Consider the following 21,923-nt stretch of genomic DNA (forward strand, 5'->3'; position numbering starts at 1 on the left):
GCTTCTTATGCAATTCATCGGGTGATTAACGGAATTATTCAGTCTTGTTAGGCTTGCACAAACGCCACTTTAATGGCTTATAGTTTTTTCCAGGATTAAGTGTTGCCAGGTGAGTTTGGATGTTGCTTCATCCACATGCCAGCGCAACAGATTTGCCGCTTGATCCACAGCCATTCCAGGTAGACCGATCGCATGTCGAGGCGCTTCTGTAGCCAGTGCGATCGCTTCTTCTACTCCACACATCCCCCACTGCACCAAATTCTCGACCCCCACCAACAACGGCAGCGTTGTCCCCGCCAAGGTACCATCGGGTAGTCGTGCTGTGCCATTCTTCACTTCAATCTGGCGCATATCCCAAGGGTAAACCCCATCTGATAATCCGATCGGTGCCAAGGCATCGCTAACCAAAAACAGCCCTTTCTCGTAGCAACCCGCACGTAGAAGTAGCTGTATCATCGTTGGACTGACATGCTGCCCATCCGCAATTAGACCACAGTAGACGCCAGGATAAATAAGGGCAGCACCCAAAAGTCCCGGTTCTCTATGGTGCAGCCCCGGCATGGCATTAAAGGCATGAGTTACCATTGATGCTCCCAGTTTAAAGGCGTCTTCAGCTTGCGTAGCTGTTGCCTGAGAGTGTCCCAAACTCACAGTAATCCCAAGCGATCGCAAATAAGGAATCACCTCCCCCGTTGTGTCTAATTCCGGTGCCAGCGTCATCACTTTCACAATATGGGCATAATCCCCCAACACCCGCTTCACCTGATCTATCGTCAACGGCAGCAAGTACTCGGCGGGATGTGCTCCTCGTTTTTGGGGATTGAGAAATGGCCCTTCTAAATGGACACCCAAAATCTGAGCAACATCTTCTCGCCCCCCCTTAGTAAACTCAGCCATGACGGAAAGCGATCGCTGAATATTTTCCACCGAAGTCGTGACGAGAGTCGGCAGGAAAGCATCAACGCCCTGATTCCATAAGTATTGACAAATTTCTTTTAATGTGTATTTATCATCTAGACTCAAGTCCGTAAATGCTAACCCCAATCCCCCATTAATCTGTAAATCAACACCCCCCAGCGACACCCAATCCCCAGCCACATCCATCTGTAACGATTCATGAGCTGCCCCTATAGATAATTGGCTGTCCATCGGCTCAATGCAGGCAATAATGCCCTGCTCATCCACCCTAATTTGCTGCAAACCCTGATAACCGGGCACACGAGCATTGATAATATCCAGATTGGGAGACATGTGTGCTTTATCCTTTCTTTGGTTGAATGTGTTGCAGCTTATAACTTTCAACCTTCAACCTTCAACCTTCTAACCTTCAACCCTTTGACCAATGACTACTGACAAACCTTTAGTTGGCATTATTATGGGCAGCGATTCAGATTTACCCACGATGCAGGGTGCGATCGCAGTTTGTGAAGAATTCAGTGTGCCCTGCGAAGTGGCGATCGTTTCTGCCCACCGCACCCCAGAACGAATGGTGAAATACGCCCAAGAAGCCCATCAACGTGGCCTTAAGGTGATTATCGCCGGAGCTGGAGGAGCGGCTCATCTACCGGGAATGGTAGCCTCGCTGACGCCTTTGCCTGTGATTGGCGTTCCTGTAGCCACTCGCCACTTACAAGGCGTTGATTCTCTCTACTCGATTGTGCAAATGCCTGCGGGAATTCCAGTGGCTACAGTGGCGATCGGCAATGCCAAAAATGCAGGTTTGTTAGCCGTGCAGATTTTGGCCTCTCACCAGCCAGAATTACTCGAAAAAGTACAGCAATATCGCCACAATTTAGCTCAATCTGTTTTAGATAAACAAGCCCAGCTCGACGAACTGGGCTACCAACAATACTTAACGAAAATGCCTTAAGTCAAGAGAAAATCTAGTGTTAGATAGGGGAAGGGTTAAATCACGATCACGGCTTTAGGGATGTTTCCTTATCTTCCAGATGGTGTTGAGATGGTAGTAATGCTATTGACGTAGAAGTCAGAACCAACGGTCAACTGTAAATCGATGGCTGGGTCAAGAACAATGGGTTTCTGTTGTTGGCTAGCCGTAGAAGAGCGACCTGTTAAGACGCCAGTCAGGACATTAATTGCAGCCTCTCCTAGGCTTCGTGGTGCCTTGGGAGCCTCAGGTTGCTGAGTGGTCAGAAGTGAGGATGTTACGTTGATATTGTTATAGGATTCATCAGCAATGATCAATCTTTGAGCCACGAATTGAGCGCCTAGAAACTGAGCGCCACTATAACGCGATACAATTTGACCCTCTATTTCACTATCCCTTGGAATTAAGATTTCTCCCCGTGAGTTTTTGATGTCTTCAGCAACCACTAATGTCAGGTTTCGAGTTTCGCCAGGAGCTAAAATGATCTGCTCTGATTGCTGGTATTCAATATTGATGGGCGTTCCTTTTGTCACTTTGTATTGCACCGTTCGGGTATTTCTGTTGGTGCTTACATTTTGGTTATTAGGGCGGTTGCTTATGGTTTGATTAGTGTTAGAATCCACTCGCACAATATAGCTAGACGCTTGTGTTCGGCTGGAAATGGGAGCTAATACTCCTTCATTGGCCAAGGCTTGATAAATAAAAGCGGCAACATCAGCACGGGTTGCAGTCTTAGTGGGGTCGAGATAGGTAACATCAGGATAGTTGACAACGATTCCCCCTTGTGTAGCAGCCGCTACGGCTTCTCGTGCATAGCTAGGGATTCTTGAGGCGTCGCTGTAGACGCTTAAGCTATTATTCACTGAACCTTTTGGAGACAAGCCCAAACCATCCGCTAGGGCAGCAAGCACCTGCGCTTTGCTCAGGGGGCCAGATAAACGCGACTGACGACTCGATGCCCTGTTAGTCCTGTTATTGCCAAAGTCGCGGCTGATCCAATCGTCAGCGGCAACCTGATCGAACTCTACGTTACTCTCGTCAAAGGCTTGTTGAATCATTGCCGAAAACTGAGCACGAGTCACCGGTTGATCGGGTCTAAAGGTTTGATCTGAAAATCCATTAATCAGGTTTTCTTGCGCCAAGGCTTCAATGAAGGGTCGCGCCCAGTGACGTTGAATATCTACAAAGTTAGCAGCGGTAGCTGGTGCTGAAATTACAATTGGCGCGGTGGCACCAACAGCTAATCCCAAAACCAACAGGGCAGAGCTTCCTGAGTTCCAAACAGACAAACGAGACATAAACCACTGTCCTCTAAAAAAGAATTATTTAACCTTACCGAAGTTTTGGCTTTTCGGAGGCTACAGACTTTGCCTTCACTTATTGCAGACGGAGACGAAAGGGAGACCGTAAAAGTTCCAATTTTTTAATTTTTTTTACAAAAAACTAAAAAAATGCTGCCATCATAGAGAATTAATATCTTAAAATTTGCCATGACTGGCTTCAAAGAACTAGTTAAATAAACAAAAAAAATTGCCAAAAATCCATCAAAAATCTAAATATAGTATTGACAAGGTAGAACCTTTCCCCTTCTTTTTCTGAAAGCTATTTACAACTAAGTAAGCTGCCTAAGATATTTTTCCCTCCTCTGGAACCGACTCAAGTTTCACAGTCTCAGATGCAAAAAGTATATTTTGATACAGAAACCGGATTGAGAACATACAAAACTTGAAACTTCTGGACTCTGAATAACCTGCTATTTAGAGGAATTCAGCCTCTTGACTATCTCCCCACTTATTTGTACGGTTTTGTCTTATAGATGACAATTCAGCTTAGAAAAGTGACTGCTGGCTTAAGCCAGCAGTACTCTAACAACTGACAGTAGAACCTGTAAAGAGAAGCCGATTTATCTCGTACAGATTCTATGAAGTAAGCTGTGATTGCAAATTGTATTTGGATTGATTGACAGCTTTTTGGTTAAACATGGGGATGTGTTTCACACATTAAGGAAAGTTCAGTGAAGATGTCTAGACTAAGGTTCAAAAAAAATTTCAATAAGAAAAAATCGCCCAATCAAAGGAGGCGACACCAGGCAAGTCAACCCGGCCAATTTTTGAGTACATCTTTATTTTTCCAGAAATTGACGGCTGGAATTAAGCGGCTGAGTCCCAGTTGGAAAGCCTGCATCCCCCTAGCCTCAATTATTTTCTTGGTTTGGAGTTATGCCGCTGTTGCTCAGGCTCCTCCCAGCACCGAAGAGCAATTAGCCAACCTCAAGGTGGGTCTAGATACCATGTGGGTCATGGTTGCTGCCATGTTGGTGTTCTTTATGAACGCTGGCTTTTGTATGTTAGAAACGGGCTTCTGCCGCCAAAAGAATGCTGTCAACGTTCTGGCTAAGAACTTGATTGTGTTTGCTCTGTCTAGCATCGCCTTCTGGGTCATTGGTTTTGGCTTGATGTTCGCCGATGGAAATAATTTTATTGGGACTGGCGGATTCTTTTTAAGTGGAGCAGATAACAGTCCCGCAACCGGAGAAGCCTACAAAGGAATATTCGGTTCCCTCAATTGGACTGGAGTACCGCTGCTAGCCAAGTTCTTTTTCCAATTGGTGTTTGCTGGAACAGCAGCAACTATCGTTTCTGGTGCTGTAGCTGAACGGATTAAGTTCATTGACTTCTTGATTTTCAGCCTCTTACTCGTGGGGATTGCCTATCCGATTACTGGACACTGGATTTGGGGCGGTGGCTGGCTGATGAAATTAGGCTTCTGGGATTTTGCGGGTTCTACGGTGATTCACTCGGTTGGAGGCTGGGCAGCCCTGATGGGGGCGGCCTTCTTGGGGCCTCGGTTGGGTAAATATCAGGATGGTCAAATCACCGCACTTCCTGGACACAATATGAGTATTGCAACTTTAGGTTGCTTGATTCTCTGGCTAGGGTGGTTTGGATTTAACCCAGGTTCCACCATGGCAGTTGACCCTGGTGCGATCGCTCATATTGCCATCACCACCAATACAGCGGCGGCATTTGGTGGTGTGGCTGCCACCGCTACGGCTTGGCTGTATATGGGTAAGCCTGACCTCTCCATGATTATCAACGGTATCCTAGCAGGTTTAGTTGGAGTGACAGCCAGTTGTGCTTGGATTAACATTCCGTCCGCTGCGATCATTGGCGTTGTGGCGGGCATCCTAGTTGTTTTCGCCGTCACTTTCTTTGACAAAATCAAGATTGATGACCCCGTAGGTGCTACGTCTGTTCACCTCGTTTGCGGTGTGTGGGGAACCCTAGCCGTGGGCTTGTTCAGTGTTGGTCCTGGTGGTTTTCCTTGGATGGTTGACCTTGCAGGTAAGCCTGTAGGACCACATGGACTACTTTTTGGAGGGGGTGTCAGTACACTTATTCCTCAGATTGTTGGCATTTTGACAGTAGGAGGAACAACTGTTCTCCTGAGTACTATCTTCTGGCTGGCACTCAAGGCAACCCTGGGTATTCGTGTGACTCCAGAAGAAGAACTAGAAGGTTTAGATATTGGCGAACATGGAATGGAAGCCTACAGTGGTTTTCTCAAGGAAACGGGTGCAAGCGGCCTTCATAGTAGGTCTAGTGGTATAGCTGGTAGCACGGGTAATGTAATTGATAGCCCGATGCGGTAAATGTTAAGCGGAAACACATGCAACTTTTTCTACGCCTAATTGCTTGATTTGTCGAAGAAAAACCTTCAGTTTTCAAGGCATCTGTGAGAGTCGTAGCAACTCTGGTTCACTGTTATCTAGTTAACGAATAAAGGAGTGGTGTTCAGGTTGAAGCCACTCTTTCTGTTTTTTGGGCAAAAACCTGGGAATGATCTGAAGCTAACTCTCTGGCAAAGAGGTTGTCGTTGCGATCGCAATTTTCACGATTGCCTTGATCTATCGATAGCGCTCCATCTTCCAGATTCTTTCTAAGGTTTCAATTTGCTGAAGTAGAATTGCCGCCCGACGCGAACGATATTTTCTATACTGAAGGCCTCCTAAGACGTAGCCAATTAAGAGGAAGATGACAAAAATTCCTCCTACGATGTTATTGGTATTGACCTGAGCGGTTTGAGTAGAGGAGTTCGGTTGACTAGATTCAGCGGACTGAGAAGCGGCAGTAATAAAAGAGGTTGTACTCTCACCAGGGAATTGAGATTTTAGGCTCAATCCTTGAGGGTTCGTTAAGACAGGACTATCACTTCTAGTGTTGCCTTTCTCATACATCAACGTCTGTGGCACTTCTACATTTGCCTGAAGCTCGATACTATGCGCGAAGGCTTCTGGCGTCGGTGCTAGCCATATTGAAGTGGCACAGGAGACAGAAATAAGACTAAAAAATTTACGCTTCATAAAGACTTGAGGATAAGTTCCGCTGCTGGAGGAGTTAAAAATTCGCTTTCAACTTATCTATGCGTACTTAAAATCTTTTCTAACCGTTGCATATTCACAAGCTAACCGCATATTCTGTAGCTTATGATACGATTATATGTCTCCTATCCTGCTAAGTGTCCACCCTCCTTTGGCTCAGCTCATGAAAAGGAGGAAGGTTGTCATGCAAATTCTGCATGAATGAAAATTGCAGTTCCTTCTCACCCCCGCTTCACTCATTTTTCTGGCTCCAGCCAGAGAGAGCCGATCACTGGCTTGTGTGACTGGGCAACGGAAGCATCAGGAAACGTTTGTTAGAAATATTTAAAAAATTTATCTTTCATGCCATCTTCTGTAGTTTCTGATACAGATAGACCGTTAGGGAATTGGTGTAATCAGATACATTTCTGACTAGAGACATACGTAGAGGATTCAAACGAAATGCTAAAAAAAGTTTTAGCCTTCGGGGCTATTGCCCTGTGGTTCTTGTGCGGCCCACTCATGGGTAGTGCAATGGCTCAAACAGCGGAAGCTAATCCTGTCAATAGTGGCGATACAGCCTGGATGTTAGTGTCGTCGGCTCTTGTGCTGTTGATGACTCCAGGGTTGGCCTTCTTCTATGGGGGACTGGTGCGATCGCGCAACGTCCTCAACACCATGATGATGAGCCTGATCCTCATAGCCGTAATTGGTGTGACCTGGGTTTTGTGGGGTTACAGTTTAGCCTTCGAGGTTTCTACCCTCAAGGACGGTTTTGCCCAAGGCTTTGAAAAGTTTTTTGGCAATGTCAACTGGATGTTTTTAAACAACGTTGCCTTCGACAAACCCGATCCCATTGGCTATGCCCCAACGATTCCGCATCAGGTGTTTATGGTTTATCAGATGATGTTCGCCATCATCACCCCGGCTCTGATCTCAGGAGCCATTGTGGAACGGATGAGTTTCAAGGCGTATTTCTTCTTTATCCTTCTGTGGTCTACTTTTATCTACTCTCCTTTGGCGCACTGGGTTTGGGGCAAAGGCTGGATCGGTGCCCTGGGCGCGTTGGACTTTGCGGGCGGTACAGTCGTCCACATTAGCTCTGGCGTGTCTGCCGTAGTAGCGGCTTGGATGCTTGGTCCGCGTAAAACCTACCCTGATCGACCCGCTGCACCCCATAATCTCCCCTTCGTTTTGTTGGGAATTGGACTACTGTGGTTTGGCTGGTTCGGATTTAATGCCGGTAGTGCCTTAGGAGCCGGCTCTCTCGCCACCGTCGCCTTTGTCGCTACGACAGTTTCTCCAGCCTCTGGAGGTCTTACCTGGGTCATTTTGGAATGGGTACTCAGAGGCAAACCAACGGCACTGGGGATTGCCAGTGGGTTTCTCGCAGGACTCGTCGGCGTTACTCCCGCCGCAGGATTTGTCACTCCCATCGGGGCGATTTTGATGGGTTCTATTACGTCGGTTTGCTGTTTCTTTGCCGTCAGCCTGAAAGTCAAGTTGCAGTTTGATGACTCTCTCGATACTTACCCTGTACATGGAGTCGGTGGTACAGTTGGTGCAATTCTCACGGGAGTGTTTGCCACCAAAGCGGTGAATAGTGCCGGAAATAATGGGTTACTTTATGGGAATGCAGGACTATTAGTGCCACAAATTGTAAGTGTTGTCGCAACCTACATTTTTGCGGCTGTGGGTACCTTCATCATTCTCAAGCTTCTCAGTTTTGTTATGGACTTGCGGGTCAAACCCTCACAAGAAGAACAAGGTTTGGATATTAATGAGCATGGTGAAGAAGGTTACGGAGAGGAATTTACGTCCGGATTGGGTCTGTCTGGAGCCTCTGGGGAATTGCGTTAACCTGTCTGTTCTACCGAGCAGACACCTTTGCACTTAGAGACTTTGTGATCCATCATGGGGCACTGCGAGACGGTTGGGACATTGACCTGGAAAAGTTTGTTTGAGTGGATGAGTACAATGCCACTAAAATCTGATTCAAACCCGATGCTAGATTGATCAAGTGTCCACTCACTCGAAGACTTTTCCGACTTGGGCGTTCTTTTCCCTCGCGGCTAATGGGTTACTCATGTTAGCGATCGCCTTAGTATTACTACGCAAGTACGATTGGTCAATGGCCTCTCCCATGATTCACTCAGCGGCAGCAACACGCTTATCTGACTCGAAAGCGTCTGACTCAGCGTCTGAATTAGGGCCACGCCACCTGCTCAATTACCAACAGTGGGTAGAATTGCTAGGGCGAGAAGCAGATGTTATCGCACGACAGCAGCCCAAACGTTTGACCATCCTCGCTGGAGATTCACTCTCGCTGTGGTTTCCCAGCGAGATATTGCCCTCAGAATGCACTTGGCTAAATCAGGGAATTTCCGGCGAAACCTCAAAGGGTTTGTTGAATCGATTGGCTCTATTCGACAAGACTCAGCCAGAAGTGATTTTTGTGATGATCGGAATCAATGATCTGATTCGGGGGATCACAGACGAGACCATTTTGGCTAACCAAGAGCTGATTATTCGCTACTTACGGCGAATTCATCCTCGCAGCAAGATAGTCCTACAATCGATTTTGCCCCACAGTGCCGAACGCATCACCTGGGAAGGACGCGCTCGCCTTCTTCCTATCCCCAATCGTCGCATCCGAGAGCTGAACGAACGGCTGAGGGCGATCGCCAAAGAGGAAAATGTGATTTTCCTTGACCTTTACCCCCTGTTTGCCGACGCCGATGGTAACCTGAAGACTGAACTGAGTACGGATGGCTTGCACCTCAATCCTCAAGGCTACTTAGTCTGGCGCAATGCACTCTTAGTTCTCAACCAACTCGTCCTCGAACCCGTCGCGGTGAAGTGAAAAGATAACTCTCCCAGTAACAAGACTCTGACATTCTATGATCAAGGGGAATTAAGACTTATTTACAATCATTCATTGGGTAGGACACGCTGCATGGATACAAAAGCCTTCAAGCGATCGCTCCATAGTTCAGAAAATTACCATCGCAAGGGATTTGGTCACGAAGCCGAAGTTGCCACTCAGCTACAGTCAGAATATCAAAGTAACCTGATTCAAGAAATTCGCAATAACAACTATCGACTTCAGCGGGGAGAGGTTACCATCCTGCTGGCGCAAGCCTTTGGCTTTTGTTGGGGTGTAGAGCGAGCCGTGGCGATGGCTTATGAAGCTCGTCAACACTTCCCCTCTGATCGCATTTGGATGACCAATGAAATCATTCATAATCCCTCCGTCAATCAGCGCTTGCAGGAGATGGAAGTAGGGTTTATCCCAGTTCAGAGCGGGAAGAAAGACTTTTCGGTTGTCGATGGCGGTGACGTGGTTATTTTACCAGCTTTTGGTGCTAGTGTCCAGGAGATGCAGTTGTTAAACGACAAAAACTGCAAAATTGTCGATACTACCTGTCCCTGGGTGTCCAAAGTTTGGAATACGGTTGAGAAGCACAAGAAAAAAGACTACACCTCCATTATTCACGGCAAGTACAAACACGAAGAAACTGTCGCTACCAGTTCCTTTGCAGGCAAATACTTAGTGGTACTCAATATCAAAGAGGCAGAGTACGTCGCGGATTACATTCTCCACGGCGGAAATCGTGACGAGTTTATGACCAAGTTTAGCCGCGCTTGCTCTTTAGGGTTTGACCCGGATCGGGATTTAGAGCAAATTGGCATTGCCAACCAAACCACCATGCTCAAGAGTGAAACCGAGCAGATTGGTAAGCTGTTTGAGCACACGATGATGAAGAAATATGGCCCTACCCAGTTAAACAATCACTTCCACAGCTTTAACACCATCTGTGATGCCACCCAAGAGCGGCAAGATGCCATGTTGGGGCTAGTCGAAGAAAAGTTAGACTTGATGGTGGTTATTGGCGGCTTCAACTCGTCCAACACCACCCAACTGCAACAAATTGCGATTGAGCAGGGGATTCCTTCTTATCACATCGATAGTGCTGCACGAATAGGGCCAGGAAATCAGGTGGAGCATAAGCCCTTAGGACGTGATTTGGAAGTCACCCACAACTGGCTTCCTTCGGGAGAAATTGTTGTCGGGGTTACTTCTGGGGCATCCACGCCGGATAAAGTGGTAGAGGATGCGATCGAGAAGATTTTTGCGCTTAAGGTGGTGGCGGTGGTTTAGCTTTTTCGCGCTGGTTAGTCGGGTTGGGCGATGCTCACCCGACCCCAGGATTTTATCAGGCGATGTCGTCACTCGAAACTGGCGTAAAAGTATTTCTAAGCTGATGTGCATTTAACAATCCTTTCCCATTGATTTTTTCCGCTCAACAGATACCTAGTTGAGTAGAGGAGATTGTTATACTGCGACTGGGGAGATACTTTTTAATTGGAATTCATTATAGGAAATGCAGCCCACAGACCCGAACAAGTTCACGGAGACAGCCTGGAAAGCGATCGCACAATCTCAAGACGTTGCCAAACTCTTCAAGAACCAAACGCTAGAGGTAGAGCATGTGGCGGTCGCCCTGCTGGAACAAGACGGGCTGGCGAATCAAATTCTTACCAAGGTGACGGTTGATGTGGCTCGGTTTAAGCAACAACTGGAAGCCTTCGCCAACCGCCAACCGAAAGTGAGTACGCTTGACCAGCTCTACCTCGGTCGCGGCTTGGATATCATGCTGGATAAGGCTGAGGCGTTCCGCACCTCTTTTCAGGATGAATACATTGCTGTAGAACATTTGCTTTTAGCGTTAGCCGAAGATGACCGAGTCGGACGCCGCTTGCTCAAAACCCACAATGTGGACACCCCAAAGCTGGAAGCCGCCGCTAAAGCCACACGGGGGAGTCAAAAAGTTACCGACCAAAATCCTGAAAATCGTTACAACGCCCTAGAGAAGTATGGGCGAGATTTAACAGAGCAAGCTAAAGCGGGGAAACTTGACCCGGTGATTGGGCGGGACGAGGAAATCCGTCGCGTGATTCAGGTCCTCTCTCGCCGCTCTAAGAATAACCCAGTCCTGATCGGAGAGCCGGGAGTGGGGAAAACCGCGATCGCAGAAGCCCTCGCCCAGCGTATCGTTAATGGCGATGTTCCCGAATCGTTGAAAAATCGCCAACTCATTTCCTTAGATATGGGTAGCCTGATTGCCGGGGCCAAATATCGAGGAGAATTTGAAGACCGACTTAAAGCCGTCCTGCGAGAAGTGACCCACTCCGATGGTCAAATTGTCCTATTTATCGATGAATTGCACACCGTTGTCGGTGCAGGGGCAACCCAAGGGGCAATGGATGCGGGGAACTTGCTCAAACCCATGCTGGCACGGGGGGAACTGCGCTGTATTGGAGCCACCACCCTGGATGAGTTCCGCAAGCACATTGAAAAAGATGCAGCGCTGGAACGTCGCTTTCAACAAGTTTATGTCAGTCAACCGACCGTAGAGAATACGATTTCGATTTTGCGCGGACTCAAGGAGCGTTACGAAGTCCACCACAATGTGATTATTACGGATTCGGCGCTGGTGGCAGCAGCTACCCTTTCCGACCGCTATATTACCGAGCGTTTCCTGCCGGACAAAGCCATTGACTTAGTCGATGAAGCCGCAGCCAAGCTGAAAATGGAGATGACCTCCAAGCCGGTGGAATTAGAGACGATTGAGCGACGGCTGATGCAGCTCAAGATGGAAAAGCTGTCTCTAGATACAGAAAATCAACAGAATCTGCCCACCACCAGCAACGCCTACCGTGCTTCACGAGAACGTCTCGAACGCATTGAACAAGAAATTCTGACCCTGGAAGAAAAACACGCCACGCTGGAAGGGCGGTGGGAAGAGGAAAAGAAACTTCGCGAAGAAATCAACAACCTGAAAAAAGAAGAAGACCAAATTCGGGTGCAGATTGAGCAGGCAGAACGCGCTTATGACCTGAATAAGGCAGCTCAACTTAAATATGGGAAGTTAGAGACGTTACAGCGCGATCGCGATAGCAAAGAAGGTATGCTCTTAGAACTCCAAGCGGAAGGGCGTGCCTTATCCCGTGAACAAGTCACCGAAGCGGATATTGCTGAAATTGTGGCGAATTGGACGGGGATTCCGGTTAACCGCTTGCTAGAGACGGAACGCCAGAAGCTATTGCAGCTAGAAGGGCATTTACATCAACGGGTAATTGGACAAACTGAAGCGGTTACTTCCGTGGCGGCGGCTATTCGTCGCGCAAGGGCGGGAATGAAAGACCCCGGACGCCCCATCGGTTCCTTCTTGTTTCTGGGGCCAACGGGCGTGGGTAAGACGGAACTAGCAAGAGCGATCGCGCAATTCCTGTTTGACAGCCAGGATGCCTTAGTCAGAATTGACATGTCCGAGTATATGGAAAAACACGCCGTCTCGCGGCTAGTGGGTGCGCCTCCGGGATATGTGGGCTATGAAGAAGGCGGGCAACTCTCTGAAGCGATTCGCCGCCGTCCTTACTCGGTCGTGCTGTTGGATGAGGTGGAAAAGGCGCATCCGGATGTGTTCAACATTTTGCTGCAAGTCCTCGATGACGGACGCATCACCGACTCTCAAGGGAGAACGGTGGATTTTTCCAATACGATCATCGTGATGACTAGCAATATTGGCAGCGACCATATTTTGAATGTGGCTGGGGATGATTCGCAGTACGAAGAGATGCGGAAACGGGTGACGACGGCCTTACGCAAACACTTCCGTCCCGAATTTGTCAACCGTGTTGATGACATCATCATCTTCCACACCTTGAATCGCAGCGAACTCAGCCAGATTGTCAAGATTCAGCTCAAACGGATCGAACGTCTATTAGCTGACCAAAAAATTAAGCTTGAACTTTCGTCAACAGCTCAAGACTACATCGTCGAAGTCGGTTACGATCCGGTATACGGGGCGCGTCCACTTAAACGAGCGATTCAGCGAGAACTGGAAAACGCGATCGCTACCAAAATCCTTGAGAATACTTTTGTTGAGGGGGACACTATTATCATTGATTGTGCCGATAACGCCCTCACCTTTAACAAAAAGCAACGGCTAAGCTTATCAGTACTCCCAACTCCTAGCTGATAGAGTTTGAGCTGGATTCTCAAAAAAGGAGGGAACTCATTAAGTTATCTGTTGAGCAAGTCAGATAGCATGAGATGTATCTGTAATAGATGCATCCACAGCATATTATTGTGGACAGCATTATATTCAAAAGGATCTTATGGATCTTTCAAAGCTAGAAAAAATCAGGGATAGTCTCCAGAGTTCTCTAGAAAAAATTGGGATATTCGAGCAGTGTGCGTTACTGGACTATCCGGATTATTTCAATATTGGAGATCACCTGATTGGTCTGGCTACAATTTTTTACATCACGGATGTAATCAAAGCCAAAATTAACTATATTGCCAGCATTGATGATTTCTCTGAGCAACGGCTAGAACAACGCCTCAGTCAAGAAGCGCCGATCATTTTACAAGGTGGCGGCAACTTGGGCGACCTGTGGCCTCACCATCAACTCTTTCGCGAACGCATCATTGCACAATATCGCGATCGCCCGATTATTATCATGCCGCAGTGTATCTATTTTACCAATGCGGAGAATTTAAATAGAGCAGCAGCTATCTTTAATGCACATCCCAATTTAACACTGTTTACACGGGATGATTATAGTTATGAACTAGCTTTGAAACATTTTTATAACTGTCAGGTGATCAAAGCACCAGATATGGTGTTTGGCATGGTTAATATGCCGATACCTGCTTATAAATTTAACTCTAAGCGTCCGATTCTTTATCTATGTAGAGATGATACCGAGTTAGAGAAAACCTTCTCACCGAGTGCTTTGGGAATTCCTAATTTAGTGGTTCAAGAGTGGGATGAGTCGCCAAAACAATGGATTTACCGAGGAAGAGGACGGTTCGGAGAACTGAAGGAATGGTATTGGCGTCTTCCCGGCATGGTTTTACTCGTTCGGGAAGGTTGGCAACGAGGGCTAGCTCATCCTAAACAGTGGCTTCCTCGCCAAAAATGGGAACGGTTTCATCCCTATGCTCAGAAATTTGATGAAATTCCCGACTCATTTATTCCTCGCTTCTCGTGGAGTTTGATGCACGCTGGAGTCTATCAATTGCTTCAGAGTCGTTTAGTCATTACAAATCGATTACACGGTCACATTCTCTCGACCTTGCTCGGAATCCCTAACATATTACTGCCCAATTCTTACTATAAAAATGAGGCATTCTATGAAACTTGGACGTATCAAATCCCTTATTGTAAATTTGTCAAACAACCTTCACAAGTTAAAGAATCGGTAGAAGAACTGCTATCCCGATTCGCAGAGTCATCCAAATAATAACTGAGAGAATATCTAATATGGTAACTGTCTCTGTAGTTATACCCGTTTATAATGGCGAAAAAACGATTCAAGAAACCATTACATCTGTCTTAAATCAAACATTCCAAGATTTCGAGTTAATCATTATTAATGATGGTTCTAAAGATGCTACGTTAGAGGTTGTATCTAGCATCCAAGACCACAGATTGCAAGTGTTTTCCTATCCCAATGCTGGTTTAGCGGCAAGTCGTAATCGGGGACTTTCTCATGCTACGGGTGAATATATTTCTTTCATAGATGGTGATGATCTGTGGACGCCTGATAAGCTAGAAGCGCAGTTGAAGGCACTTCAAGAAAATCCCAAAGCGGCTGTTGCTTATAGCTGGACTGATTATATTGATGAATCCAGTAATTTTTTACGCCGAGGCGGCTATTTAACGGCTAGCGGCGATGTTTTACCGAAGCTTTTAGTGATTGATTTTTTGGAAAATGGCTCTAACGCGCTGATTCGTCGGCAGGCTTTAATCGAAGTAGGTGGTTTTGATGAATCACTTCCTGCGGCTGAAGATTGGGATATCTTTTTGCGGCTGGCGGCTCGCTATCCATTTGTTGCTGTACCTTCTGCTCAAATATTATATCGATTATCTGCCAAGTCAATGTCTGGTGATGTGGCTAGGCAGGAAGCCGCTTGTGTGAAAGTCCTAAAGCGAGCTTACAAGGAGGCTCCTCCATCCCTACAGTACTTAAAAAAGTATACCTGGGCTAACCTTTACAGATATCTAACCTTTAAAGTCTTAGATGGACCGACTACTCGAAAACGAGGCTTGCTAGCGGCTAAATTTATCGGAAAATTAATCATGAATGATGAGGGTTTTCTGAAGCTGCCTGCTATGCGTAAAGTGATGCATAGAGTAGCTTTGTGGATTTTATATCCCCCTAAAAAAGCTGAGGAAATTATTTGGCAATCTCCTCCTCTTCCCCATATCCACAAGGATTTGCTGAGGTACTTCAAAACTGATATTCCTTAATTGATAGGTAATCTGCCAACTGGAGCTAATATGCCACTTATTTCAGTTATTATTCCAGCTTACAATGCTGAAAAGACAATTCAAGAAACGATAGACTCAGTCTTAAATCAAACATTTCAAGATTTTGAAATTATTGTGATTAATGATGGGTCGCAAGATACAACACTAGAGATTGTCAATAGTATCAAAGACCCTCGTTTGCAAGTGTTCTCCTACCCCAATGCCAAGCAAGCCGCGAGTCGTAATCGAGGAATTTCTCACAGCACTGGTGAATTTCTGGCTTTCTTAGATGCTGACGATTTGTGGAAGCCTGAAAAGTTAGAGGCTCAACTCAAAGCACTCCAAGACAACCCTCAAGCAGCAGTGGCTTACAGTTGGAGCCAATGTATTGATGAGAAGGGACATTTTTTACGGGAAGCGAGCCAAAGTACTACCAGTGGCGATGTTTATGCCAAGCTCTTATTATGCGATTTTTTAGACAATGGATCTAACCCTTTAGTTCGTCGGAAAGCTTTAGAAGAAGTGGGTACTTTTGATGAGTCGCTTCCCCCCGCCGAAGATTGGGAACTATGGATACGATTGGCAGCACGCTATCATTTTGTAGCTGTACCCTACCCCCATATTTTGTATCGACAGTCCCCTACTTCTGCATCTGCCAATCTACTAAGAATGGCCGAGGCTTGTGAGCGAGTGATTGAGCTTTCATTTGAGCGTGCTCCTGACTCGTTACAGCATCTGAAACGCCACAGCCTTGCGAACTTATACCGATTTCTCGCTTACAGGTGTTTTGAACGCTTCCCAACGCGCTCGCGTGCCTTAATCGCGATCAAGTTTCTCTGGAGTGCTGTTATAAATGACTCTTCGCTCCTACGCAGGAGAGTAACTTGGAAAATGTTGTTGACTAGCGTGCTTGTCTTGCTACTAACCCATCGATATGCCTATAGAGTAGCCAACAGAACCAAGCAACTCAAAAATTTCCATACGATACTATTTCTCATGCAACTAGAGCCTTTTTAAATATGCCTTTAGTTTCTGTTGTTATTCCTGTTTTTAATGGTGAAAAAACCATTAGAGAAACAATTGAATCTGTTTTGAATCAAACGCTCACAGATTTTGAATTACTGGTTATTAACGACGGTTCGCAGGATGGTACATTAGACATTGTTGAGCGCATCCCAGATTCCCGAATTCAGGTATTTTCCTACCCCAATGCCGGTCAATCTACGAGTCGCAACAGGGGAATAGAGATAGCCAAAGGTGACTATATCTCCTTTATCGATGCCGATGACTTGTGGACACCCGATAAGCTAGAAGCACAGTTGCAAGCTTTGCAAGCCAATCCTAAAGCAGGTGTAGCTTATAGTTGGACGGATTGGATTGATGAATCGAGCCAGTTATTAGGTAAAGGTAGCTACAATACCGAACAGGGAGCGGTTTTTACAAAACTTTTATTGAATGATTTTGTAGCCAATGGTTCTAATGTTTTAATTCGGCGGCAAGCCTTAACTGAAGTTGGCGGTTTCGATCCCTCAGTAACACCTGCCGAAGATTGGGATTTGTGGCTGCGGTTAGCTGCTCGTTATGAGTTTGTTGCCGTGCGATCGCCACAAATTTTATACCGGATTTCTCCTAATTCAGCCTCGTTTAATGTGTGGAAGATGGAGGCATCCAGCTTACAAGTCATTGATAAAGCATTTGCTGTTGCACCTGAATCTTTACAGTACCTGAAGCCGCAATGCCTTGGTAATCGCTACAAGTACCTGACATTTAAGGCAATTGAGGGCTACCCAGAACGCAGCAAAGGTATAGCGGCTATTCGGTTTCTTTGGAATGCCATCAAAAACGACCCTTCTTTACTTCAAGCAAAAGTTATCTGGAAGGTATTATTTAGAATTGCGGCAATCACTCTCCTAACCCCTAAATTAGCTCAGGCCGTTATCAATAAATTTAAAGTCCTATCCAATACCACAACTCTCTTAGGATATATGAAATTAAATACGGTTTAAGTATACCTGTTATCAAGATTAAAAATGCCATTAATCTCGGTTATTGTTCCCGTTTACAATGGAGAAAAAACAATTAAAAATACGATTGATTCTGTTTTAAGCCAAAGCTTCACTGACTTTGAGCTGCTTGTAGTCAACGATGGTTCCGAAGATTCAACTTTAGCAGCGATTAACGAGATAAAAGATGCTCGTATCAGGGTATTTTCATTTCCTAATTCGGGGGTTTCCGTAAGTCGTAATCGTGGACTAGCTGAAGCCAAGGGAGAATTTATCTCATTTTTGGATGCTGATGATTTGTGGACGCCGGATAAACTAGAATCACAGTTGAAAGCCTTGCAGGAAAACCCTCAAGCAGCTGTGGCTTATAGTTGGAGCGATTGGATTGACGAGTCGGGTCAATTTTTACGCGCTGGAGGTCATATTACTGTCAATGGCAATGCTTATGAAAAGCTATTATTGAGAGATTTTGTAGAAAGTGGTTCTAACCCCTTAATTCGCAGACAAGCTTTAGAGGAAGTCGGGACATTCGATGAATCATTAGCATTCGCTGAGGATTGGGATTTATGGCTACGATTAGCGGCTCGTTATGAATATGTAGCCGTTCCTTCACCGCAGATTTTATACCGAATTTCTCCTGAATCAGCCTCATTTAATGTATGGAAAATGGAGGCAGGAAGCTTAAAAGTCATTGAACGTCATTTCGCCCAAGCTCCTGAATCTCTACAGCATTTAAAGCGACAAACTCTGGGTAGCCGCTACAAGTACCTGATGTTTAAGGCGATTGAAGGGAATTTAGAACGGAAAAAAGGCTTAGTTGCGGTTCGCTTCCTTTTGCAGGTAATTCGATATGACTCTTCGATGCTGCGCCGAGTAAAAATTATGTTGATAGTACTCGTTAAAATTGCAGCAGCTATTGTACTCCCTTCTCAACAAGCTCAAGCCTTATTAGAAGTCAGCAAAAAGCGATCTAGCTCTCGATCGCCAACTTAGACAACTTTAAGTAAACGCTAAAAAAACTTCTCTCAACCTAAATAATTTATGAATCTCTCCCTCATTCTTTTCTCTCTGTGAACTCTGCGTTCTCTGTGGTTAATAAAATCTACCTGCGAATCCCATCAAATTACTATATCAATGGCTAATTTTATTCTCATTATCGATCCCGACCCAGAGCGGCGATCGCACTATATAAAAACCATAAAGCCTCACCTGCCACTCGTAGAAGGACTAAACACCAATTCCTGCTCTAGTGGAGACTTTGACGCCATCTGGGCAGCATCCCCCCACGCTCCGATTAGCTACTTGGCGGACGCAGGAGGAGCTGCTATGGTTTGGGGAGAAGCCATTGCTCAAACCAGCTCAGAACGAATAGATGCTTCGACGCTAAAAAACATCTGGAAAACTGCGCCGAATCAAGTATTACCTTCCTTTGATGGCTTTCATGCCGTAGCCGTTTACCACCCTCATTTGGGTTTAAGCATTGCCGCCGATCTACTCGGTCTTTTCCCAATTTATTACTATATTCATAATGATGTTGCCTTAGTGGGTTCGAGTCCCCAACTATTCAGACACCATCCACTTTTTCAGCCAGTCTTTAACCCCACGGGATTAGTCGGAATTTTACTAACGAATGGTATCTTTGATGGGCAAACCTTATGGCAAAATGTCCGCCGTTTAGAAGCAGGACATTGCTTAACTTGGCAAGCTAAAAATGCCCCTAAAGAGACGAGACAATATCAAATTCCCGATGATAGTGGCGAATATACCAATACTTCTTTTGCCCAGCAGCTCGATATTTTAGAACAAGTCCTCGATCGCGCGATTGCGCGAAGCGCACCGGCAAAGCCGATCGCTCGTCATGCACCCACCGGTAACCGCTATAGCCTGTTCCTCTCCGGCGGACTTGACTCCCGAATGCTGGCAGGGTTCCTGCATCGGCAAGCAATTGACACTGTTGCCTTAACTGTCGGTAGGCGCACCGACTTAGAAATGGCCTGTGCAATTCCTGTTGCTCGTACTCTTGGTTTTAAATATCACACCACAGCGCTTCCTGATAACCAATACCCTGCCTACGCCGACTTAGTGGTTAATTGGGAGCACCTCGCGAACGGCTGCGATAGCATCATGGGTTTGGGTTGGGGGGTTGGTTCCCAGCTGAGCAATTTAGCACCGAGGGTGATTTCTGGCTTTTTACTCGATCGCGTGATTGGCGGCAAATCCACCTACTATCTCTCTGAAAAAGGTCTATCCTTTGAAAGCTTCTTTCCCCAAGGCATTAATCGTTGTGGGTTTACCCCCCAATTACTAGAGAGACTGCTAAGACGAGAGGTTTTCGGTGACTTAGTACAAGAACGATGCGATCGCATCCGTTCGGTTTACGAAAGCTATTCGGATGTAGAGTTTAAGCGAACCTGGTGGTTTGAGCTTTACCATCGACAACGGCTGCTGATCGGCTCGATTGCGGGATGGCAACTCAGTTTTGGTGCTTGGCCGGTTCTGCCTTGTCTGGATTGGGAAGTGTTGAAAACAACAGCAGCATTGCCCGTAGAATCGCTGGCTCAGCGCCGTGCCCAATATGAATTAGTCCGCACGCGATTTAGCCCACTCGCCCAGCTACCTTTGGATCGCAACCAATTTAACACAGAACCGCTTCAACTTACGGGTAGAGGTCAACGATATATTCGCCGCTTCTATGAAACGCAGGCAAAATGGCGACAGTTTCAGCAGAAACTAGGATATGAACGACGCCACTACTACCGAACATTCGATCTGAATAACCCAGGATGGCGATTGGTACGGCAGCAAGCAGAACCTTATCGGGAGCAAGTGGGGCATCTCTTCCATGAAGAGGTATTGAATGAATTACTACCTCCTCCTGATCAGCCGGTACAATTTGCGATCGACCCAATAACTGAATCCTCTAAGCTGAAAGTTTTACTTGGATTTTTACTCTGGTCAAGGGAACACCTCTAATGCGCCAAACTCATCTATGGAGAGAAGCTGCCGTCGAAGTTGATGGCGAAACTACCATCCCTGTCACAATTGAGTCACCCAACCAAGAGCGCAGCCAGTTGTGGTATCGGCTTCCGACTCAATACAATTCTCTGTTAACGCCCAGTTGTGACCCTTTTGTTGTTGCGACTATACTCTTGTCCATGCAATGGGCAGCGCCCGTCGCCGTACACGGACAACTTTCTCCCACACTCCTGCAAAATTTGGAGGAATTTCAAGCCGCTTGGTCAGCTTGGGAACCACAGCGCTATCATCCTGTTAAAATTAGTGCCGACGTGGAGCAGGAACAACCCCTGGCTGACTCATCCGATAAAGCCTTGGTGGCTTTCTCGGGGGGCGTTGATAGTTGCTTCACCGTTTTTCGCCATCGCAGCGATCGTTGTGGCAGGTGGCAGCGAAATCTCCAAGCGGGTTTAATGATACACGGGCTAGATATTCCCCTCGAAGAGCAGCAGCCCTTTGCCAAAGCCGCAGAAAAGTCAAAAGTACTCCTCGCCAGCCTTGGGGTAGAATTAATCCCCCTCGCCACTAACTTTCGTCAGTTACCCCTAGATTGGGAAAACGCCTTTGGCACTGCTCTTGCCTCTTGCTTAATGCTGTTACAAGGTGGCTATACAACTGGGCTAATTGCCAGCTCTTTTCCCTACCAAGCACTCTCATTCCCCTATGGCTCCAATCCCATCACCGATTGGATGCTCTCAACCAAAGCATTTCAAATCGTTCATGATGGTGCCGCCTTCCCTCGCCTGGAAAAAATGGGGGAAATTGCCCATTGGCCTGAAGCCCTGCAAAGCCTGAGAGTATGCTGGCAAGGTTCCCAAAAGGACCGTAACTGTGGACGCTGCGAGAAATGTGTTCGGACTATTTTGAATTTCCGGATTTTGGGCGTTGGCTTACCCGAATGCTTTGAGGAAGATATCACCGATGAGCAAATTCAAAATATCCAGGTAAACGCAGGGCCACTGACTGAAATGGAGCGAGTGTTGGCAGCCGCTAAAGCCGCTGAGATATCTGATTCTTGGGTTCAAGCCTTAGAAACGTGTATTCAAAAAAATCAGCCTAAAGATGGACGCCAAGAGTTAAAATTTGCAATAATGAAGCGCTTGCCCAAGCCCCTGATTCAGCTAGTACGCCAACTCAAAAGGCGGATATCTCACTAGCAGTGCGTTACAGCAGATGACAATCTCTAGGGGCAGGGGCGGGAAGATGGGATAGCTCATCAAGAAGTTTTACAACTCAACATCCTTAAGTCAGAATTCGCGATAGAATTGACGCGACTCAAACGAGGTGAAGAATCTTCGCCTTTAGTCAGACAAAATATTGCATAAAACCAT

The 21,923-nt window shown here is 46.4% G+C and carries 16 protein-coding genes; 13 read left to right on the forward strand and 3 right to left on the reverse strand.

Annotated elements, in window-relative coordinates:
• Nucleotides 1-69 precede the first annotated feature (69 nt).
• Nucleotides 70-1,251, reverse strand: coding sequence for an N-acetylglucosamine-6-phosphate deacetylase (nagA, locus tag NDI48_02095; protein ID MEP0829992.1), 1,182 nt, complete (start codon nucleotides 1,249-1,251; stop codon nucleotides 70-72).
• 91 nt (nucleotides 1,252-1,342) lie between these two features.
• Between nagA and purE the strand changes: the two genes are divergently transcribed.
• Nucleotides 1,343-1,870: a 5-(carboxyamino)imidazole ribonucleotide mutase gene (purE, locus tag NDI48_02100; protein MEP0829993.1), complete on the forward strand. Its 528-nt coding sequence runs from the start codon at nucleotides 1,343-1,345 to the stop codon at nucleotides 1,868-1,870.
• 68 nt (nucleotides 1,871-1,938) lie between these two features.
• Here purE and NDI48_02105 read toward each other — a convergent pair whose 3' ends face one another.
• Nucleotides 1,939-3,186, reverse strand: coding sequence for an S-layer homology domain-containing protein (locus tag NDI48_02105; protein MEP0829994.1), 1,248 nt, complete (start codon nucleotides 3,184-3,186; stop codon nucleotides 1,939-1,941).
• 722 nt (nucleotides 3,187-3,908) lie between these two features.
• Between NDI48_02105 and NDI48_02110 the strand changes: the two genes are divergently transcribed.
• The gene (locus NDI48_02110; protein ID MEP0829995.1) at nucleotides 3,909-5,540 is read left to right on the forward strand and encodes an ammonium transporter; all 1,632 of its coding nucleotides are present in this window, start codon (nucleotides 3,909-3,911) and stop codon (nucleotides 5,538-5,540) included.
• Between the two features lie 255 nt (nucleotides 5,541-5,795).
• On the opposite strand, the gene NDI48_02115 is transcribed toward NDI48_02110, so the two are convergent.
• Nucleotides 5,796-6,251, reverse strand: a complete 456-nt coding sequence (locus NDI48_02115) for a hypothetical protein (protein MEP0829996.1) — start codon at nucleotides 6,249-6,251, stop codon at nucleotides 5,796-5,798.
• A gap of 459 nt (nucleotides 6,252-6,710) precedes the next feature.
• On the opposite strand from NDI48_02115, the gene NDI48_02120 reads away from it, so the two are divergent.
• The 11 genes from NDI48_02120 to NDI48_02170 all read left to right on the forward strand — a co-directional run bounded on the left by NDI48_02120 (nucleotide 6,711) and on the right by NDI48_02170 (nucleotide 21,749).
• On the forward strand, nucleotides 6,711-8,108 hold the full coding sequence (locus tag NDI48_02120) for an ammonium transporter (protein MEP0829997.1): 1,398 nt from the start codon (nucleotides 6,711-6,713) through the stop codon (nucleotides 8,106-8,108).
• A 160-nt stretch (nucleotides 8,109-8,268) separates the two neighbouring features.
• Complete coding sequence (locus NDI48_02125; protein MEP0829998.1) at nucleotides 8,269-9,111, forward strand: SGNH/GDSL hydrolase family protein; 843 nt, start codon at nucleotides 8,269-8,271, stop codon at nucleotides 9,109-9,111.
• Nucleotides 9,112-9,204: 93 nt separating this feature from the next.
• The gene (locus NDI48_02130; protein ID MEP0829999.1) at nucleotides 9,205-10,410 is read left to right on the forward strand and encodes a 4-hydroxy-3-methylbut-2-enyl diphosphate reductase; all 1,206 of its coding nucleotides are present in this window, start codon (nucleotides 9,205-9,207) and stop codon (nucleotides 10,408-10,410) included.
• Nucleotides 10,411-10,633: 223 nt separating this feature from the next.
• Entirely contained in the window at nucleotides 10,634-13,294 is a 2,661-nt protein-coding gene (clpB, locus tag NDI48_02135) for an ATP-dependent chaperone ClpB (protein MEP0830000.1), read from the forward strand.
• A 139-nt stretch (nucleotides 13,295-13,433) separates the two neighbouring features.
• Entirely contained in the window at nucleotides 13,434-14,564 is a 1,131-nt protein-coding gene (locus tag NDI48_02140) for a polysaccharide pyruvyl transferase family protein (protein MEP0830001.1), read from the forward strand.
• A 20-nt stretch (nucleotides 14,565-14,584) separates the two neighbouring features.
• Nucleotides 14,585-15,574 (forward strand): glycosyltransferase, encoded by a 990-nt coding sequence (locus NDI48_02145; GenBank protein ID MEP0830002.1) that lies wholly within the window; start codon nucleotides 14,585-14,587, stop codon nucleotides 15,572-15,574.
• A gap of 30 nt (nucleotides 15,575-15,604) precedes the next feature.
• A complete protein-coding gene (locus tag NDI48_02150) occupies nucleotides 15,605-16,591 on the forward strand; it encodes a glycosyltransferase (protein MEP0830003.1) in 987 nt (328 codons plus the stop codon).
• A 2-nt stretch (nucleotides 16,592-16,593) separates the two neighbouring features.
• Nucleotides 16,594-17,580 carry a glycosyltransferase gene (locus tag NDI48_02155; GenBank protein MEP0830004.1) on the forward strand — a complete coding sequence of 329 codons (987 nt, stop codon included), beginning with the start codon at nucleotides 16,594-16,596 and terminating at the stop codon, nucleotides 17,578-17,580.
• Nucleotides 17,581-17,604: 24 nt separating this feature from the next.
• Complete coding sequence (locus tag NDI48_02160) at nucleotides 17,605-18,570, forward strand: glycosyltransferase (protein ID MEP0830005.1); 966 nt, start codon at nucleotides 17,605-17,607, stop codon at nucleotides 18,568-18,570.
• A gap of 141 nt (nucleotides 18,571-18,711) precedes the next feature.
• Nucleotides 18,712-20,550 carry an asparagine synthase-related protein gene (locus NDI48_02165; protein MEP0830006.1) on the forward strand — a complete coding sequence of 613 codons (1,839 nt, stop codon included), beginning with the start codon at nucleotides 18,712-18,714 and terminating at the stop codon, nucleotides 20,548-20,550.
• The gene (locus NDI48_02170) at nucleotides 20,550-21,749 is read left to right on the forward strand and encodes a hypothetical protein (protein MEP0830007.1); all 1,200 of its coding nucleotides are present in this window, start codon (nucleotides 20,550-20,552) and stop codon (nucleotides 21,747-21,749) included. Before NDI48_02165 ends, NDI48_02170 begins: the two co-directional genes overlap by 1 nt.
• Nucleotides 21,750-21,923 lie beyond the last annotated feature (174 nt).

The sequence above is a fragment of the Microcoleus sp. AS-A8 genome (assembly GCA_039962225.1).
In the GTDB taxonomy this organism is placed as follows: Bacteria; Cyanobacteriota; Cyanobacteriia; order Cyanobacteriales; family Coleofasciculaceae; genus Allocoleopsis.

Excerpts from the sequence above, each read along its gene's own strand:
- nagA (MEP0829992.1), bottom strand. The coding sequence starts at position 1,251 with ATGTCTCCCAATCTGGATATTATCAATGCTCGTGTGCCCGGTTATCAG.
- purE (MEP0829993.1), top strand. The coding sequence starts at position 1,343 with ATGACTACTGACAAACCTTTAGTTGGCATTATTATGGGCAGCGATTCA.
- NDI48_02105 (MEP0829994.1), bottom strand. The coding sequence starts at position 3,186 with ATGTCTCGTTTGTCTGTTTGGAACTCAGGAAGCTCTGCCCTGTTGGTT.
- NDI48_02110 (MEP0829995.1), top strand. The coding sequence starts at position 3,909 with ATGTCTAGACTAAGGTTCAAAAAAAATTTCAATAAGAAAAAATCGCCC.
- NDI48_02115 (MEP0829996.1), bottom strand. The coding sequence starts at position 6,251 with ATGAAGCGTAAATTTTTTAGTCTTATTTCTGTCTCCTGTGCCACTTCA.
- NDI48_02120 (MEP0829997.1), top strand. The coding sequence starts at position 6,711 with ATGCTAAAAAAAGTTTTAGCCTTCGGGGCTATTGCCCTGTGGTTCTTG.
- NDI48_02130 (MEP0829999.1), top strand. The coding sequence starts at position 9,205 with ATGGATACAAAAGCCTTCAAGCGATCGCTCCATAGTTCAGAAAATTAC.
- clpB (MEP0830000.1), top strand. The coding sequence starts at position 10,634 with ATGCAGCCCACAGACCCGAACAAGTTCACGGAGACAGCCTGGAAAGCG.
- NDI48_02140 (MEP0830001.1), top strand. The coding sequence starts at position 13,434 with ATGGATCTTTCAAAGCTAGAAAAAATCAGGGATAGTCTCCAGAGTTCT.
- NDI48_02145 (MEP0830002.1), top strand. The coding sequence starts at position 14,585 with ATGGTAACTGTCTCTGTAGTTATACCCGTTTATAATGGCGAAAAAACG.
- NDI48_02150 (MEP0830003.1), top strand. The coding sequence starts at position 15,605 with ATGCCACTTATTTCAGTTATTATTCCAGCTTACAATGCTGAAAAGACA.
- NDI48_02155 (MEP0830004.1), top strand. The coding sequence starts at position 16,594 with ATGCCTTTAGTTTCTGTTGTTATTCCTGTTTTTAATGGTGAAAAAACC.
- NDI48_02160 (MEP0830005.1), top strand. The coding sequence starts at position 17,605 with ATGCCATTAATCTCGGTTATTGTTCCCGTTTACAATGGAGAAAAAACA.
- NDI48_02165 (MEP0830006.1), top strand. The coding sequence starts at position 18,712 with ATGGCTAATTTTATTCTCATTATCGATCCCGACCCAGAGCGGCGATCG.
- NDI48_02170 (MEP0830007.1), top strand. The coding sequence starts at position 20,550 with ATGCGCCAAACTCATCTATGGAGAGAAGCTGCCGTCGAAGTTGATGGC.